Annotated in this window: 14 protein-coding genes; 2 read left to right on the top strand and 12 right to left on the bottom strand. The window is 69.7% G+C overall.

Annotated elements, in window-relative coordinates:
* The first annotated feature begins 56 nt into the window (after positions 1 to 56).
* Positions 57 to 1145, top strand: coding sequence for a pseudouridine synthase (locus ACNKW1_RS09265; protein ID WP_418364296.1), 1089 nt, complete (start codon positions 57 to 59; stop codon positions 1143 to 1145).
* 5 nt (positions 1146 to 1150) lie between these two features.
* Here ACNKW1_RS09265 and mnhG read toward each other — a convergent pair whose 3' ends face one another.
* The 12 genes from mnhG to ACNKW1_RS09205 form a co-directional block, all read right to left on the bottom strand.
* Complete coding sequence (gene mnhG / locus ACNKW1_RS09260; RefSeq protein ID WP_418364295.1) at positions 1151 to 1543, bottom strand: monovalent cation/H(+) antiporter subunit G; 393 nt, start codon at positions 1541 to 1543, stop codon at positions 1151 to 1153.
* Positions 1540 to 1908 (bottom strand): monovalent cation/H+ antiporter complex subunit F, encoded by a 369-nt coding sequence (locus ACNKW1_RS09255; RefSeq protein WP_418364294.1) that lies wholly within the window; start codon positions 1906 to 1908, stop codon positions 1540 to 1542. The genes mnhG and ACNKW1_RS09255 overlap by 4 nt, the downstream gene beginning before the upstream one ends.
* The gene (locus tag ACNKW1_RS09250) at positions 1905 to 2444 is read right to left on the bottom strand and encodes a Na+/H+ antiporter subunit E (RefSeq protein WP_418364293.1); all 540 of its coding nucleotides are present in this window, start codon (positions 2442 to 2444) and stop codon (positions 1905 to 1907) included. The genes ACNKW1_RS09255 and ACNKW1_RS09250 overlap by 4 nt, the downstream gene beginning before the upstream one ends.
* Before the next feature lie 2 nt (positions 2445 to 2446).
* Positions 2447 to 3940: a proton-conducting transporter membrane subunit gene (locus ACNKW1_RS09245; protein WP_418364292.1), complete on the bottom strand. Its 1494-nt coding sequence runs from the start codon at positions 3938 to 3940 to the stop codon at positions 2447 to 2449.
* The gene (locus ACNKW1_RS09240) at positions 3937 to 4347 is read right to left on the bottom strand and encodes a sodium:proton antiporter (RefSeq protein ID WP_418364291.1); all 411 of its coding nucleotides are present in this window, start codon (positions 4345 to 4347) and stop codon (positions 3937 to 3939) included. Before ACNKW1_RS09240 ends, ACNKW1_RS09245 begins: the two co-directional genes overlap by 4 nt.
* 1 nt (position 4348) lies before the next feature.
* Positions 4349 to 7075, bottom strand: coding sequence for a hydrogen gas-evolving membrane-bound hydrogenase subunit E (gene mbhE, locus ACNKW1_RS09235; protein WP_418364290.1), 2727 nt, complete (start codon positions 7073 to 7075; stop codon positions 4349 to 4351).
* A 180-nt stretch (positions 7076 to 7255) separates the two neighbouring features.
* Positions 7256 to 7468: a hypothetical protein gene (locus tag ACNKW1_RS09230; protein ID WP_418364289.1), complete on the bottom strand. Its 213-nt coding sequence runs from the start codon at positions 7466 to 7468 to the stop codon at positions 7256 to 7258.
* A 187-nt stretch (positions 7469 to 7655) separates the two neighbouring features.
* Positions 7656 to 8855, bottom strand: coding sequence for an ABC transporter permease (locus ACNKW1_RS09225; RefSeq protein ID WP_418364288.1), 1200 nt, complete (start codon positions 8853 to 8855; stop codon positions 7656 to 7658).
* 11 nt (positions 8856 to 8866) lie between these two features.
* The gene (locus tag ACNKW1_RS09220; RefSeq protein ID WP_418364287.1) at positions 8867 to 10075 is read right to left on the bottom strand and encodes an ABC transporter permease; all 1209 of its coding nucleotides are present in this window, start codon (positions 10073 to 10075) and stop codon (positions 8867 to 8869) included.
* Positions 10072 to 10791, bottom strand: a complete 720-nt coding sequence (locus ACNKW1_RS09215) for an ABC transporter ATP-binding protein (protein WP_418364286.1) — start codon at positions 10789 to 10791, stop codon at positions 10072 to 10074. The genes ACNKW1_RS09220 and ACNKW1_RS09215 overlap by 4 nt, the downstream gene beginning before the upstream one ends.
* A 25-nt stretch (positions 10792 to 10816) precedes the next feature.
* Positions 10817 to 11965: an efflux RND transporter periplasmic adaptor subunit gene (locus ACNKW1_RS09210; protein ID WP_418364285.1), complete on the bottom strand. Its 1149-nt coding sequence runs from the start codon at positions 11963 to 11965 to the stop codon at positions 10817 to 10819.
* Positions 11966 to 12019: 54 nt separating this feature from the next.
* Positions 12020 to 13753, bottom strand: a complete 1734-nt coding sequence (locus ACNKW1_RS09205; RefSeq protein WP_418364284.1) for a glutamine--tRNA ligase/YqeY domain fusion protein — start codon at positions 13751 to 13753, stop codon at positions 12020 to 12022.
* Between the two features lie 157 nt (positions 13754 to 13910).
* On the opposite strand from ACNKW1_RS09205, the gene crcB reads away from it, so the two are divergent.
* Positions 13911 to 14294, top strand: coding sequence for a fluoride efflux transporter CrcB (gene crcB / locus ACNKW1_RS09200; RefSeq protein WP_418364283.1), 384 nt, complete (start codon positions 13911 to 13913; stop codon positions 14292 to 14294).
* The last annotated feature ends 24 nt before the right edge of the window (positions 14295 to 14318 follow it).

The raw sequence follows: 14318 nt of genomic DNA, 5'->3' as shown, positions 1-14318 counted from the left end.
GTGTAGCGTTGAATGCGCGATAATGACGGCTCGCACATGCCCGTCCGGGGATCATCTTGAGCACCCAACGCAGAAAAACACCCCAGCCCGTACCCACCCGCGTCTCCGGCACGCTCGGATTGCCCGCGCGCAAGCCTGCCGAAAGTGATGTGACCACGCCCCCCGCGCGCCAGCCCGGCGCGGGTGAGGCGCAGGGCGGGCCGGCACGCAAGCCCGCGCGCCCGCGCGACGAAGCGCCGCCGCGGCCACGTGACACAAAGCCGGCCCGCCCGCGAGAAGAGGTGCCGCCCCGCGCACGCGACGGGAAGCCCGCCCGTCCTGTGCAAGCGCGGGGAAGCCGCCCGCCGGCCCAAGTGGCCTCGGTGCCCGCCCGCGGGGCGGCCGCTCCGCAGCCGCGCGCTACCACCGACGTCGCCGAAGGCGTTCGCCTGTCCAAGGTCATGGCCGAACGTGGTATCTGCTCGCGTCGCGAGGCGGACGAATTCATCGCACGCGGCTGGGTCTTCGTCGATGGCCGCCGCGTGTCCGAGCTCGGCACCCGCATCGACCCGGACGCCCGCGTCACGCTCGCCCCCGAGGCCACGCGCACCCAGCAGCAGCGCGTCACCATCCTGCTGCACAAGCCGGTAGGGTACGTGTCCGGTCAGCCCGAACCCGGCTACGCCCCGGCGGCGAGCCTGATCGGCCCTGACAACCAGTTCGACCGCGACACCGCACAGCGCTTCCACCCCAGCCATCTGAAGAACCTCGCGCCGGCCGGCCGGCTCGACATCGACTCCACCGGCCTGCTCGTGCTGACCCAGGATGGGCGCGTGGCTCGTCAGCTGATCGGTGACCATTCGAGCGTGGACAAGGAGTACCTGGTGCGCGTCGAGGGGCAGCTGGCCCCGGATGGACTGGCGCTGCTCAACCACGGTCTTTCGCTGGACGACCGCCCGCTGCGCCCGGCCCAGGTCGAGTGGCTCAACGCGGATCAGTTGCGCTTCGTGCTGCGTGAGGGGCGCAAGCGTCAGATCCGGCGCATGTGCGAGCTCGTGGGCCTGAAGGTCGTCGGGTTGAAGCGGGTGCGCATCGGCTGCGTGAAGCTCGGCGACCTTCCGGTCGGCCAGTGGCGCTTCCTGCGCGACGACGAGCGCTTTGCCTGAGGCGCTCAGCGCTTGCCCGCCGTCGGCGGCGCTGAAGCGGCCGGGTTTCCTTCGGTGTGTCCGTTGCCATCCTCGTCGGCCAGCGCATCCCCCAAGGGGCCCGTCGCCGGAGTGATTCCCGCGCGATGCGCAGCGCGCGCCATCGCGTGCGCGGCCAGCGGTGCGGTGGCGAGCAGGATCGCCATCGCGAACAGCGCCGCGAGCGCGAAGGCGCCTTCGCTCGCGGCTGCCACGCCGGCCAGGATCAGTGCCGTGCCCAGTGCGCCGGCCTTGCTCGCCGCATGCATCCGCGTGTAGCTGTCGGGCAGGCGCAGCACCCCGATCGCCCCGATCAGGCCGATCAGAGCACCCAGCAGCAGCAGGACCGACGACAGCCAGGGCAGGAATCCGTTGCTCATCGCATCCTCTCCCGGTCGGGGGGCGCAGCGACGGTCTCGTCTGCCGCGGGTTTGCGGTCGTTCCAGGTCACCACCTCGTCCGGCCCGCGGCCGCGTCGGCGGAAGAGCAGGATGAAAGCCGCCGTGCCCAGGAAGGACATCAGCGCCAGTACCACCGCTGCATCGAGCAGCATCGGCTGGCCTGTGGCAAGGGCGAAGAGCGCGATTGCGGCGATCGCGAGCATGGTCAGTGCATCGATCGCCACCACCCGGTCGGCGGCGCGTGGGCCGCGGATCAGGCGCACCAGCACCAGCGCCGCACTCAACGCCAGCAACGTGAAGCTCAGCGGCAGCACCCAGACCGCGCCGGCAATGATCGTGCTCATCTCGGGCCTCTCATCGCCTGATCCTCGTCTTTTTTCCGCTCCGTGTGACGTTCCACAGCGGGTACCTCACCGGCCTCGAGCCAGCGCAGCAGGCGGCGCTCGATCTCGCGTATGCCTGCTTCGACCTCGGCGGCGCTGCGTGCGTCGAGCGCGTGGATGAACATGTGACCGGTTTCGGGGCAGTAGTCCAGCGCCATCGTTCCCGGCGTGAGCGTGAGCAGGCAGCCGAGCAGGGTGGCGAAGCGCTCGTCCTGGCGTGCGAGCACCATCGATACCACGGCGGGCTGTGGCGTCACGCTGCGCGCGAACACGATGCGCGCCACGCCGAGGCTTGCGCGGAAGACTTCGCCGATGAACCAGAACACGAAGGCCGTGCCGATCTCGAGCCGGCGCAGATAGTGCCGCAGCCCGAGGAGGTCGATCGCGAGCCGCAGCGCCACGTAGATGACGAGGAATGCTGCACAGACCCCCAGCGGGCTCAGCGCGTCAGCGTAGGCAGCGAGACCTGCGGCAAGCAGAAGATGAAGGCCGAGCATGGTCATCGCCCTCCCGCGCGGATCACGGCGTCGATGTAGCCCAACGGCGTGCTGAGCTGTTCGGCCGCGGCCACCGCGTAGTCCATCACCGGCCCCGCGGCCAGGCCGATCAGCACGGTCATGGCTGCCAGCACACTCACCGCCCACACCGCGGGCTGCAGCCCGGCAGCGCTGCGTTCGCCTTCCCGGCCCGCTGGATGTGGTTTGAGGAAGGCCTCGTTCCAGATCTTGCTCATCGACAGCAGTGTGAAGATGCCGGTGACCAGCGCCACCGCGGCGGCGATCCACGCGCTCGTCTCCAGGCTCGCCTTGACCAGCAAGAACTTGGCCCAGAAGCCCGACAGCGGCGGGATGCCGGCGAGCGATAGCGCGGGAATCGCGAACAGCAGCGCCAGCCACGGCGCGCGTGCGTACAGCCCGCCCATCGCCGCGAGCCGCTCCGAGCCGGTCAGGCGCGCGGCGATGCCGCCGATGAAGAACAGGTTGGCCTTCACCACGATATGGTGGATGAGGTAGAACACCGCCCCGGCGAGCGCGAGCGGGGTGGCCAGCGCCAGGCCCAGGATCATGTAGCCGACCTGGCTGACGATGTGGAAGGACAGGATGCGCCGCACCTCGGTCTGAGCTGCGGCGCCAAGCACGCCGATCAGCATGGTTGCGCACGCTACCCACAGCAGCACCTCGTGGGCGACGCCTGCGTCCGGCCAGAACAAGGTCACGATGCGGATCAGCGCATACACGCCAACCTTGGTGAGCAGGCCGGCGAACAGCGCCGATACCGGCGTCCATGCCACGTGGTAGGACGCCGGCAGCCAGCCGAACACCGGGAACAGCGCGGCCTTGATCGAGAACGCCGTCAGCATCAGTACCACCGCTGCATGCGCTGTGATCGGTACCTCTCCGGCCGCAAAGGCCCGCGCCAGCAGCGCCATGTTGAGACTGCCGGTGGCGCCGTAGAGCATGCCGGCCGCGAGCAGGAACATCATCGTCGCTACCAGGTTGAGCACCACGTACACCACCGTGCCCGACAACCTGCGCTTGCCGCCGCCCAGCACCAGCAGCGCGAAGGAGCCGACCAGCAGTACCTCGAACCATACGTACAGGTTGAACACGTCGCCGGTGATGAAGGCGCCGCACACGCCCACCAGCAGACCATGTACCAACGGGTGGAAGTCGCGGCAGCGTGCCGGGTCGTCGTCGTGCGCGAGCGCGAACACCAGCGTCGCCAGACCGACGATGCCGGTGATCGCCACCATCACTGCCGAGAGGCGGTCAACCACGAGGGTGATGCCGTACGGCGCCGCCCAGTCGCCCGCCTGGGTGGCGAGGATGTGGCCCTGCGCGGCGAACCACACCAGGGCCAGCCCGGCCGCGGTGAGCGCCACCGCCCCGGCGAGGCTCAGCGCCTTGACCAGCGCCGGCGCGCGGCGCGCGAGCAGGGTCGCGACCAGGGTGGCGAGCGGGATCAGCAGCGGCGAGACGATCAGCGCGTTCATCGCTCTCCTCCATGGCCCGGTACCGAACCCCGGTCGGATTTCGGCACGGGCAGGTCGGGCGCCGTCTCCTCGGCGACTGCGGTGATGCGATCGGTCTCGACCTTGTCGTGCTCCTCCCAGCTACGCTTGAGCACGGCGAGCGCGAACACGAAGAGCGCGAAGCCGATCACGATCGCGGTGAGCACCAGCGCCTGCGGCAGCGGGTTGGCCGCGAGCGCGGTCGCGCCCGCCTCGGTGACGAATGCGGCGGCGCGGCCGTCGAGCCGGCCGGTGGAGAACACTGCCAGGTTCACCCCGTTGCCCAGCACCACGATGCCCAGCACCACGCGCAGCAGCCCGCGGTCGAGCAGCATCCACACCCCGATGGCGACGAGCAGGCCGGCGGTGATCGCCGCGACGATTTCCATCTCAGGCCTCCCGCTCGAGCAGACGGAGCAGCATGTGCAGCACCGCGCCGAGCACGGTGAGGTACACGCCGACATCGAACAGCAGCGGCGTGCCCAGCGGCAGCCCGCCCGGGAACACCCAGTTGCCGGTGAGGAAGGGCTGGCCCTGTGCGAGCGCGATCACCCCTGCGCCTGCGGCCACCGCAAGGCCTCCTGCCAGCAGCGCCACCGGCGCCACGCGCAGCAGCGCGCGCGCACGGTCCACGCCGAAGGCCAGCGCCAGCATCACGACCGCACCTGCCGCCACCAGCCCGCCGATGAAGCCGCCGCCCGGCAGGTTGTGGCCGCGCCACAGCAGCATCAGCGACACCAGCGCGAGCACCGCCGACAGGGGCAGAATGCCCTGCCGCAACAGCACTGAACCGAACTCGGCGCTGCCTTCGCGCGCCCCGGCGCCGGGTTTGCCCGTGCCGAGCAGGCTGGCCGCCGCCAGCGCCGCAAGACCCACGACCAGGATCTCGCCGAGTGTGTCGAGCGCGCGGAAGTCGACCAGGATCACGTTCACCACATTGGCACCCTGCCCAGCGGGCAGGCTGTTGGCCAGATACCACTGCGCGATGTCGCCGGGCAGGGGTTGGCTCATGGTCATCAGCATCATGGCCGTGACCACGCTGCCGAATACGATCGCGATCACCGCATGGAAGCGCTTCGCTGCCGGCTTGCGCGAGCCCACCAGGCGGGTCGGCGGCAGGCGGCGCAGGACGAAGGCGAGGAAGATCACCGTCAGCGTCTCCACCATGAGCTGGGTGATGGCCACGTCTGGCGCACGCGCGGCGAGGAAGAACATCGCCATGCCGAGGCCGCTCGCGCCCAGCGTGGCGACCAGGGCCACGCGGCCTGACATCACCGCCGCGGCTCCGGCGCCGGCGACCGCGAGCACGCAGCCGACGAGGGCGGCGGGGTTGATCGGGCTCGTGGCCTGTGGCCACGCGAACAGACCGTCGGTCGAGGCCGATAGGCCGATGAGCGCGAAGCCTGTGGTCGCGACCACCAGCACAGCCACATGCTGGCGCAGCGAGCCGTGCTGGAAGCGGTCAGCCACGCCGCTGGCGAAGACGAAGACGCGCTTGAGCAGTCGGTCCCACACCATGTCGCCACTCACCCGCCACAGCACCCGCCACAGCGACAGGCGCCGGCGCAGCCGGGTACGCTGCAGGTAGAAGAACACCCCGAGCGCCACCGTGACCAGGCTCGCCAGCAGGGCCGGCGTGACGCCGCCCCACAGGTACAGCTTCACCGGCACCGCTGCGCTCGACACCGCCTGCACCGCGGCGTCGATCAGCCACACCTCGGCGAGGTTGTTGAAGGCACCGAACACGAAGCCGCCCACCGCGAGCAGCATCGGCCCGAGCCACATCGGCAGGCTGGCTTCGTGTGGCGTATGCGGATAGTTGCCCTCCTTGCCCAGGAAGGTGCGCACGAAGACGACGCCGGCTGCGGTGAGCAGCAACGCATTGGTGAGGATCATCACCGCGGTGGTGATCCAGCCCGCGAGCCCGAGCTCGATCAGCCCCGCGTACTTGAACTCCTTGGCGATGAAACCGAAGAAAGGCGGCAGGCCCGCATTCGAGAACGCCGCCAGCGCAACCGCGAAGCCGGTGAGCGGCATGTAGCGCATCAGGCCACCCAGGCGGGCGATCTGCCGTGTGCCGGTGGCGTGATCCACCGCGCCCACCGCCATGAACAACGCCGCCTTGTAGAAGGCGTGCGCCACCAGGTAGATCGCGAAGGCCTGCAGGCCATAATGCGTGTTGGTGCCGAGCAGCATCGTGAGCTGGCCGAGCACGGTGACCGTGGTATAGGCGAGCACGCGCTTGAGGTCGGTCTGGCGGATCGCCAGCACCGCGCCCACGAGCGCGGTGGCGGCGCCGACGGTGATCAGGATCGTGCTCCACGCGATCGACTCGCCCAGGGTCGGGTTCAGGCGCGCGAGCAGATACACCCCGGCCTTGACCATGGTCGCCGAGTGCAGGAAGGCCGACACCGGCGTGGGTGCCGCCATGGCGTTGGGCAGCCAGAGGTGGAAGGGCAGCTGCGCCGACTTGGTGAAGGCGCCGAGCAGCACCAGCGCGAGGATCGCCGGGTAGAGCGCATGGCCGGCGATGGCCTCGCCCGACAGCCCCGAGAACTGCCAGCTGCCGCCGGCGATGCCGAGCAGCACCAGGCCGGCGAGCAGTGCGAGGCCGCCGCCCCCGGTAATCAGCAGCGCCTGCAGGGCCGCTCGGCGCGACTCGCCCTTGTCGTGCTGGAAGGCGATGAGCAGGAAGGAGGTGACGCTGGTCAGCTCCCAGAACACGAACATCGCGATGAGGTCGTCCGAGAGCACCAGGCCCAGCATGGCCGCCATGAAGGCGAGCAGATAGGCGTGGAAGCGGCCGAGATGATGATGGTCCGACAGGTAGGCGCCGGCGTAGAGGACGATCAGGGTGCCGATGCCGGTGATCAGCAGGGCGAAGAGCAGGGACAGGCCGTCGAGCCGGAAGGAGAGTTCGACGCCGAGCGCCGGCACCCAGGGCAGCGTCTGTTCGAGCACGCCGCCACCAGCGACGTCCCCCATCAGGACGAGGAAATGGACGAAGCAGGCAAGGGGCGCAATCGCCAACACCCACGCCGCCCGGCTCTGCAGGCGCGCGGTGAAGGCTGGTGCGAGTAGCGCGGCCAGGCCGATCAGGCCTATGCTCGCGAGCACGTCTCACCCCCGCGGATCGGCGTCATGTCATGGTCCCCTTGCGAAAAGGGCGTCGTCACGCTGCGTGCGACGCCCGATTGTGCTTTTGGGAGTAATGACCGGCGCGGGGACTTTCAGGTTCCGTCAAGGTTTTCCCGAAGTGCGATCAGTGGATCACTGCGTGGTCGATCACGTCGGCGATCAATGCACCGGCGCGTGACGTGGCTGGCCGTCGCGGCGGATCTCGGGGTGCGTTTCGTACAGGCCGCTCTGGCGTGCGAAGCAGGCGGCGAGCGGACATGCCTGACCCGGCGGGCAGCCGTGTTCGCAGGCGCATTCGCGGCGGGTTTCGTCCAGCAACACCATCTGGTGCATGGTTTCGCAACGGGCGATGGGGGCGTCGAATGTACACATGATGGTCTCCTGTCCTGGCGCACGGTCTCATGGGCTGTTTCCCTGAAGAACCGTGACTTATTTCACGGATTGCTCGCTTCCAATCTAGATGGCCGCGCCGCTTGATGCGCCTGGAATCTGAAGAAAGCTTGACCAAAGTCAACGAGTCGCAAGGTTTGCGCCGATGCATCGTTTGCGCGGCGCGCGCTCACTCGGCCCGCAACGCCTCCACTGCGTCCAGCCGGGCCGCGCGTCGCGCCGGCAGCACGCCCGCCGCGAGCCCCACCACCAGCGCCACCACTTCGGCGGCGAGCGCGAACTGCCAGGGCGTTGCCACCGGCATTGCCGGCACTGCGAGGCCGACGAGTTGCGCCAGCCCCGCCCCGGCAGCCAGCCCCAGCAGGCCGCCGATGCCGGAGAGCACCACCGCCTCGCCGAGGAACAGCGTGAGGATGGTGCGTCGCCGCGCCCCCAGGGCCACGAGCAGGCCGATCTCGCTGGTGCGTTCGGTGACGGCGATGCTCATGATGGTCACGATGCCTACGCCGCCCACCAGCAGCGAGATCCCGCCCAGCGCGCCCACCGCCGCGGTGAGGATGTCGAGGATGTTCGACAGCGTCGCGAGCATGTCCTCCTGGGTGATGATGGTGAAGTCCTCCAGGCCGTGGCGCGCGGTCATGAGTCGGCGAACAGACTCCGCCACCCGCGCCGCGGGTATGGCCTCCTCGTAGGTGAGCGCGATCTCCATGACGCCGTCGCGGCGGAACAGCGACATGCCGCGCGCCACCGGGATGTAGGCTGCGTCGTCCAGGTCGATGCCGAGGAACTGACCCTTCTCTTCCATGATGCCGATCACGCGGAAGCGCTCGTCGCCGATCTGCACGCGCTCGCCGAGCGCATTGGCGTTTCCGAACAGTTCGCGCTTGAGCTTGGCGCCCAGCACCACGAAAGCGCGCGCCGTGGCCGCATCGTCCGCGGGCAGGAACTGGCCGACGCGGGCGCGCATGGTGTAGACCTCCTGCATCTGCGGCCCCACGCCGAGCACCATGGTGCGCCGCACCCGACCCTGCGCGCGCACCTCGGCGTTGCCGCTGACCGAGGCGGTGACGTGGCGCACGTTGGGCAGGCGGGCGAGCGCGTCGGCATCGTCGAGAGTGAGCTCGCGCGCGGTCGAGGGCAGGCCGGGTGGTCCGCCGCGTGCACCCTGGCGCCCTGGGTTGATACTGAGCACGTTGGTGCCGAACTGGCTGAACTCCGCCAGCACGAAGCGGTGCAGGCCCTCGCCGATCGACGTGAGCAAGATCACTGCCGCGATGCCGACGCCGATCCCGAGCAGGGTCAGGAAGCTGCGCAACTGGTGCGCGGTGAGCGCACGCAGCGCAAGGTGGAGGGCGTCCTGCCAGCGCATCGTCGTCGGCCTCAGCGCTTGGACAAGGCCTGCACGGGGTCGAGCCCGGCGGCGCGGCGCGCCGGCAGCACGCCGAACAGCGCACCGGTGATGAGCGCCGTCGCCAGCGCCGCCGCCACCGCCCAGTCGGGCGGCCACGCGGGCAGCATCGGCCACGCCGTGCGCACGCCCCAGGCGCCCGCGTGGCCGAGCGCAAAGCCGCTGACGGCGCCCGCGAGCGACAGCAGCACCGCCTCGGCCAGGAAGGCGTGGCGGATGGTTGTCGTGCGCGCGCCCAGCGCCTTCAGCAGGCCGATCTCTGCGGTGCGCTGGGTGACGGCGACCAGCATCACGTTCATGACCAGGATGCCCGCCACTGCGAGGCTGATCCCTGCGATGCCGGCGACCGCGAGCGTTAGCGCGCCGAGGATGCGGTCGAAGGTGCCGAGCATGGCGTCCTGCGTGATCACGGTGATGTCGAGCTCGCCGTCGCGGCGCGTTCGCAGCAGTTCCTCGATCTGGTCCTGGGCGGGCGCGAGGGCGCTGCGCTCGGTGGTCTCGACGAAGATGCGGAACAGGCCGCTGGTGTCGAACATGGCCTGTGCGGTGGCGACCGGCACCAGCACGAGCTCGTCGGTGCTCATCCCCAGTCCGCGGCCGGCGGGCGCGAGTACGCCGATCACGCGCAGGCGGTTGTCGCCGATGCGGATCATGCGTCCGACTGCGGCCTGGTGGCCGAAGATCTCTACGCGGATCGCGTCGCCGATCACGGCGACCGCCCCCGCACGGTCGAAATCGGTGCGCGGCAGGAAGCTCCCCTGCGCGAGCGCCAGCCCGCGCAGGTCGAGAAAGTCCGCGCTCGTGCCGAGCACCATCACCTCGCGCAGCCGTCCTGCGGCGGCGATCTCGGAGTTGCCCACCGCGAGCGGCGCCACGCGGCGCACCAGCGGCAGGCGGGCGAGGGCGGCAGCGTCGTCGTTGGTGAGGTCGCGCGGGGTGCTGGTGACGAAGCTGCCGGCGCTGACGCCGCCGGTCTCGGTGCGCCCGGGAAGCACGATGAGCAGGTTCGCCCCGAGCGCGGCGAACTCGTCGACGACGTAGCGGCGCGCGCCTTCACCCAGCGCGGTGAGCACCACCACCGCGGCCACGCCGATGGACATCGCGAGCATCATCAGCGCAGTGCGCAGCGGGTAGGCGGTGGCCGCGCGGGTGGCGAAGCGCAGGGTGTCGGCGGGGTTCATGCGGGACGCCCGTCGCGCCTGTCGTGCCCGTCATGCTCCTCGCGCTCGTCGTGGACCAGGGCGCCGTCCTCCATCATCAGCCGTCGTCGCGCGCGCTCGCCCATCGTGGGGTCGTGGGTGACGACGATGAGCGTGGTGCCGGCGGCGTTGAGCGACTCGAGCAGGGCGGTGACTTCCTGCCCGGTGGCGCGGTCGAGGTTGCCGGTGGGTTCGTCGGCGAGCAGCAGCGCCGGGCGCATGATGGTGGCGCGCGCGATGGCGACGCGCTGGCGCTGGCCGCCGGAGAGTTCGTCGGGCCGGTGGTGGGCGCGCCCTTCGAGGCCGAAGTCGCTGACGGCCTGCGAGACGCGCACCCCGCGCTCGACGGCGGGCACGCCGGCGAGCACCAGCGGCAGGCCGATGTTCTCGGCGGCGGTGAGGCGGGGGACGAGGTGGAAGCTCTGGAACACGAAGCCGATGCGCGCGCTGCGCACGGCAGCCTGTTCGTCGGCCGAGAGCGTGGTGACGTCGCGGCCTTCGAGCCGGTAGGCGCCGGCGTTGGGGCGGTCGAGCAAACCGAGCAGGTTCAGCAGGGTGGACTTGCCCGAGCCGGATGGGCCCATGACCGAGACGTACTCGCCGGCCTCGATGCGCAGCGTGAGGTCGCGCAGGGCATGAACCTCGCTGTCGCCGAGCTTGAAGATGCGGTCGATGTGGTCGAGTTCGATCTGGGGCATGGGCTCGGGCCGTTGGCGTTCGTCGTCACCCTGCCGGTGCGGCGCGAACGACCACCCTGGCGCCAGTGATCACCCCCTCGCGCTCCAGTGAAGTCACCACGCGTTCTCCCTCGGCGATTCCCGACACCACCTCGGTGAACGCCCAGTTCGACACGCCCGTCTCCACGGTGCGCTCCGCCAGCACGTCGCCCTCCACCACCAGCACCCTGCCACCCTCGCGCAAGGCCCCGGTCGGAATCCGCAGCACGTCCGAGCGCGTCGCCAGCACGATCTCCACGTCCGTGCTGTAACCGACCAGCAGCCCGCGCGCCTCGTCCGGATTCACGAAATCCACATCCACCGCCACCGTGCGCGCCTGCTTTTCCACCGCGGTGATGTAGGGCGCCACGCGCCGCACCGTGCCCGCGAACACCTTGTCGGGCATGGCCTCGAGGGTGATGCGCACCGGGAGCCCGGGCTGGATCTTCGGGGCGTCGATCTCGTCCATCGGCGCCTTCACGTACAGGCAGGAATCGTCGATCAGGTCGATCGCCGGCGGCATCGGCACGCCGGGGGGCGAGGGCGTGGCGTATTCGCCGAGCTCGCCACTGATGTTCGCGACCGTGCCGGCGAAGGGGGCGACCAGCACCAGGCGCTGGCGTTCGGTCTCGGTGGCGGTGAGCTGGGCCTCGGCGGTGGCGACGTCGGCCTGTGCGGTGTCGCAGGCTGCGCGGCGGGCGCGGGCTTCGGTGCGCGCCATTTCCTCGGCGCTCGCCGAGACGAAGCCACGCTTGCGCAGCTGCGCCTGGCGCGCCGCCTCGCGCGCTGCGTTGGCCGCCATCGTGCAGACCTCCTGCACGCGTTGGCGCGTGGTAGCCAGTTGCGCGCGGGCGACCGCGGCACGCGCGTCGAGGTCACCGTGCCACAGTCGCATCAGCACCTGTCCCGCTTCGACCCGATCGCCTTCCTGGACCCCCAGCCACTCGATCCGCCCGCCGGCGATGGTCGCCATCTTCGCGCGCTGGCAGGACTCCACCTCGCCCGCGCGGGTGTTGGTCAGCGTGGCCTCGACCGTGCCGCGGGCCACCGCGTGCACCACCACCTCGACGGGCTTGGGGCGGGTCATCCACCACCCCCCGGCGCCCACCAGTGCGGCGAGGAGTGCGAGCAGGAGGAGGCGGCGCAGGGCTTTCATGAGCTTGTATTTCCGGTGCTCAACGCCTCGCCGTGCCTTCGGTCGGGTCGTGGCTCACTTTCCGCCCTTGGCCCACGAGTCCTTCAGCGTCACCGTGCGGTTGAACACCGGCGCGCCGGGTTTCGAATCCACCCGATCGGCTACGAAGTAGCCGTGGCGCTCGAACTGGAAGTGCTCCTCGGGCTGGGCATCCTTGAGCGCTGCTTCCAGATACGCGGTGATGACGCGCTTGCTGTCGGGGTTGATGTCGGTGAGGAAGTCGCGCTCGAAGTCGGGCGCGTCGCCCTCGCGGCGCTGGCCGGGGTGCGGGTGGGCGAAGAGGCGGTCGTAGATGCGTACCTCTGCCTCGTAGCCGTGCGCCGCCGACACCCAGTGCAGGTTGCCCTTGACCTTGTAGTTGTCGGCGCCCGGGGTGCCGGACTTGGAGTCGGGCATGTACTCGGCGAGCACCGCGGTGACGTTGCCGGCGGCGTCCTTCTCGCAGCCGGTGCACTTCACCACGAAACCGTAGCGCAGGCGCACCATGTTGCCGGGATACAGGCGGTGGAAGCCCTTGACCGGCTCTTCCATGAAGTCATCACGCTCGATCCACAGCTCGCGCGAGAACGGCATGTCGCGCTTGCCCAGTTCGGGCTTGAGCGGGTGGTTGGGCGCCTGGCACAGCTCGGAGGCACCTTCTTCATAGTTCGTGATGACCAGTTTCAGCGGGTCGAGCACCGCCACCCGGCGCTCGGCGGCTTCGTTGAGGTCGTCGCGCATGCATTCTTCGAGCACGCTCATGTCGATCCACGAGTCGGCCTTCGACACCCCGATGCGCTCTGCGAAGCGGCGGAAGCCGGCGGCGGTGAAGCCGCGGCGGCGGGCGCCGACGAGCGTGGGTAGCCGGGGGTCGTCCCAGCCGGCGACGTGGCCTTCATTCACGAGCTGGATCAGCTTGCGCTTGGAGAGCACCACGTAGGTGAGGTTGAGGCGGGCGAACTCGATCTGCTGCGGCAGCGGGCGTGGGAAGTGGCCTTCGCTGGCGAGCGCGTCGAGCAGCCAGTCGTAGAAGGGGCGCTGGTCCTCGAACTCGAGCGTGCACACCGAGTGGGTGATGTTCTCGATCGCGTCCTCGATCGGGTGGGCGAAGGCGTACATCGGGTAGATGCACCACGCGTCGCCGGTGCGATGGTGGGTGGCGTGGCGGATGCGGTAGATCGCCGGGTCGCGCAGGTTGATGTTGGGGCTGGCCATGTCGATCTTGGCGCGCAGGATGTGCGTGCCTTCAGCGAACTCGCCGGCGCGCATGCGCGCGAAGAGATCGAGATTCTCCTCGACGCTGCGCTCGCGGTAGGGGCTGTCCTTGCCCGCCTCGGTCAGCGTGCCTCGGTTGGCGCGCATCTCCTCGGCCGACTGCGAGTCCACATAGGCCTTGCCAGCCTGGATCAGGCTGATCGCGCAGTCGTGCATGCGGTCGAAGTAGTCCGAGGCGAAGTACAGGTGTTCGCCCCACTCGAAACCCAGCCATTGCACCGCCTCGAGGATGGCGTCGACGTACTCCTGCTCTTCCTTCTCGGGGTTGGTGTCGTCGAAGCGCATGTGGCAGGCGCCGCCGTAGGCCTCGGCGAGGCCGAAGTTCAGGCAGATCGACTTGGCGTGGCCGTAGTGCAGGTAGCCGTTGGGTTCGGGCGGGAAGCGCGTCTCGACGCGGCCGCCCCATTTCGCCGTACGGATGTCCTCGTCGATGATGTTGCGGATGAAATTGGATACGACGGGCGCTTCGGCGGCAGGGTTCTTTTCGGGTTTCATCGGGGTGTGCGGGAAGGAGGAAAAATCGGCCTGGGGCCGGTTTCGGGCATGCGCTGATTGTAGCCGATCGACCGTTCGTGTTCCGGCGGCGCGTTCCGGACTGGTTAGAATCGCAAGGTGCGGGTGCATGGCCTGCGTGTTCTGGGGAGGGCGGGTGATGAATCTCGCGGCATTCGCTGCGGTGGGGGTGGGCGCGGCCTGCGGCGCGTGGCTGCGCTGGGGACTCGGGCTGTGGCTCAATCCGGTGTTCGCACTGGTGCCGCTCGGCACACTGGCGGCGAACCTGTTGGGCGGCTTGCTGATGGGGCTTGCGCTGGCGGCGGTGCAGGCCTGGCCGACGATGACGCCGGCGTTGAAGCTATTGCTTACGACCGGGTTGCTCGGCGGACTGACGACCTTCTCGACCTTCTCGGCAGAGGCCTTTCATCTCTTGCAGCGCGGCGCGCTCGGCTGGCTGGGTGCGCACCTGCTGCTGCATGTGCTCGGCTCGGTGCTGATGACCTGGGTCGGTTTTTCGCTGTTCAACGCGCTGCGCGCCTGAGCCGCTCGCATCCAGGCGCCGCCG

Origin of the sequence: Thauera sp. WH-2 (assembly GCF_048321015.1) — a bacterium.
In the GTDB taxonomy this organism is placed as follows: domain Bacteria; phylum Pseudomonadota; class Gammaproteobacteria; order Burkholderiales; family Rhodocyclaceae; genus Thauera.
This window is presented reverse-complemented; position numbering and strand designations above follow the sequence as displayed.

Excerpts from the sequence above, each read along its gene's own strand:
- ACNKW1_RS09245 (WP_418364292.1), bottom strand. The coding sequence starts at position 3,940 with ATGAACGCGCTGATCGTCTCGCCGCTGCTGATCCCGCTCGCCACCCTG.
- ACNKW1_RS09250 (WP_418364293.1), bottom strand. The coding sequence starts at position 2,444 with ATGCTCGGCCTTCATCTTCTGCTTGCCGCAGGTCTCGCTGCCTACGCT.
- crcB (WP_418364283.1), top strand. The coding sequence starts at position 13,911 with ATGAATCTCGCGGCATTCGCTGCGGTGGGGGTGGGCGCGGCCTGCGGC.
- ACNKW1_RS09215 (WP_418364286.1), bottom strand. The coding sequence starts at position 10,791 with ATGCCCCAGATCGAACTCGACCACATCGACCGCATCTTCAAGCTCGGC.
- ACNKW1_RS09255 (WP_418364294.1), bottom strand. The coding sequence starts at position 1,908 with ATGAGCACGATCATTGCCGGCGCGGTCTGGGTGCTGCCGCTGAGCTTC.
- ACNKW1_RS09220 (WP_418364287.1), bottom strand. The coding sequence starts at position 10,075 with ATGAACCCCGCCGACACCCTGCGCTTCGCCACCCGCGCGGCCACCGCC.
- ACNKW1_RS09205 (WP_418364284.1), bottom strand. The coding sequence starts at position 13,753 with ATGAAACCCGAAAAGAACCCTGCCGCCGAAGCGCCCGTCGTATCCAAT.
- ACNKW1_RS09210 (WP_418364285.1), bottom strand. The coding sequence starts at position 11,965 with ATGAAAGCCCTGCGCCGCCTCCTCCTGCTCGCACTCCTCGCCGCACTG.
- mnhG (WP_418364295.1), bottom strand. The coding sequence starts at position 1,543 with ATGAGCAACGGATTCCTGCCCTGGCTGTCGTCGGTCCTGCTGCTGCTG.
- ACNKW1_RS09240 (WP_418364291.1), bottom strand. The coding sequence starts at position 4,347 with ATGGAAATCGTCGCGGCGATCACCGCCGGCCTGCTCGTCGCCATCGGG.
- ACNKW1_RS09230 (WP_418364289.1), bottom strand. The coding sequence starts at position 7,468 with ATGTGTACATTCGACGCCCCCATCGCCCGTTGCGAAACCATGCACCAG.
- ACNKW1_RS09225 (WP_418364288.1), bottom strand. The coding sequence starts at position 8,855 with ATGCGCTGGCAGGACGCCCTCCACCTTGCGCTGCGTGCGCTCACCGCG.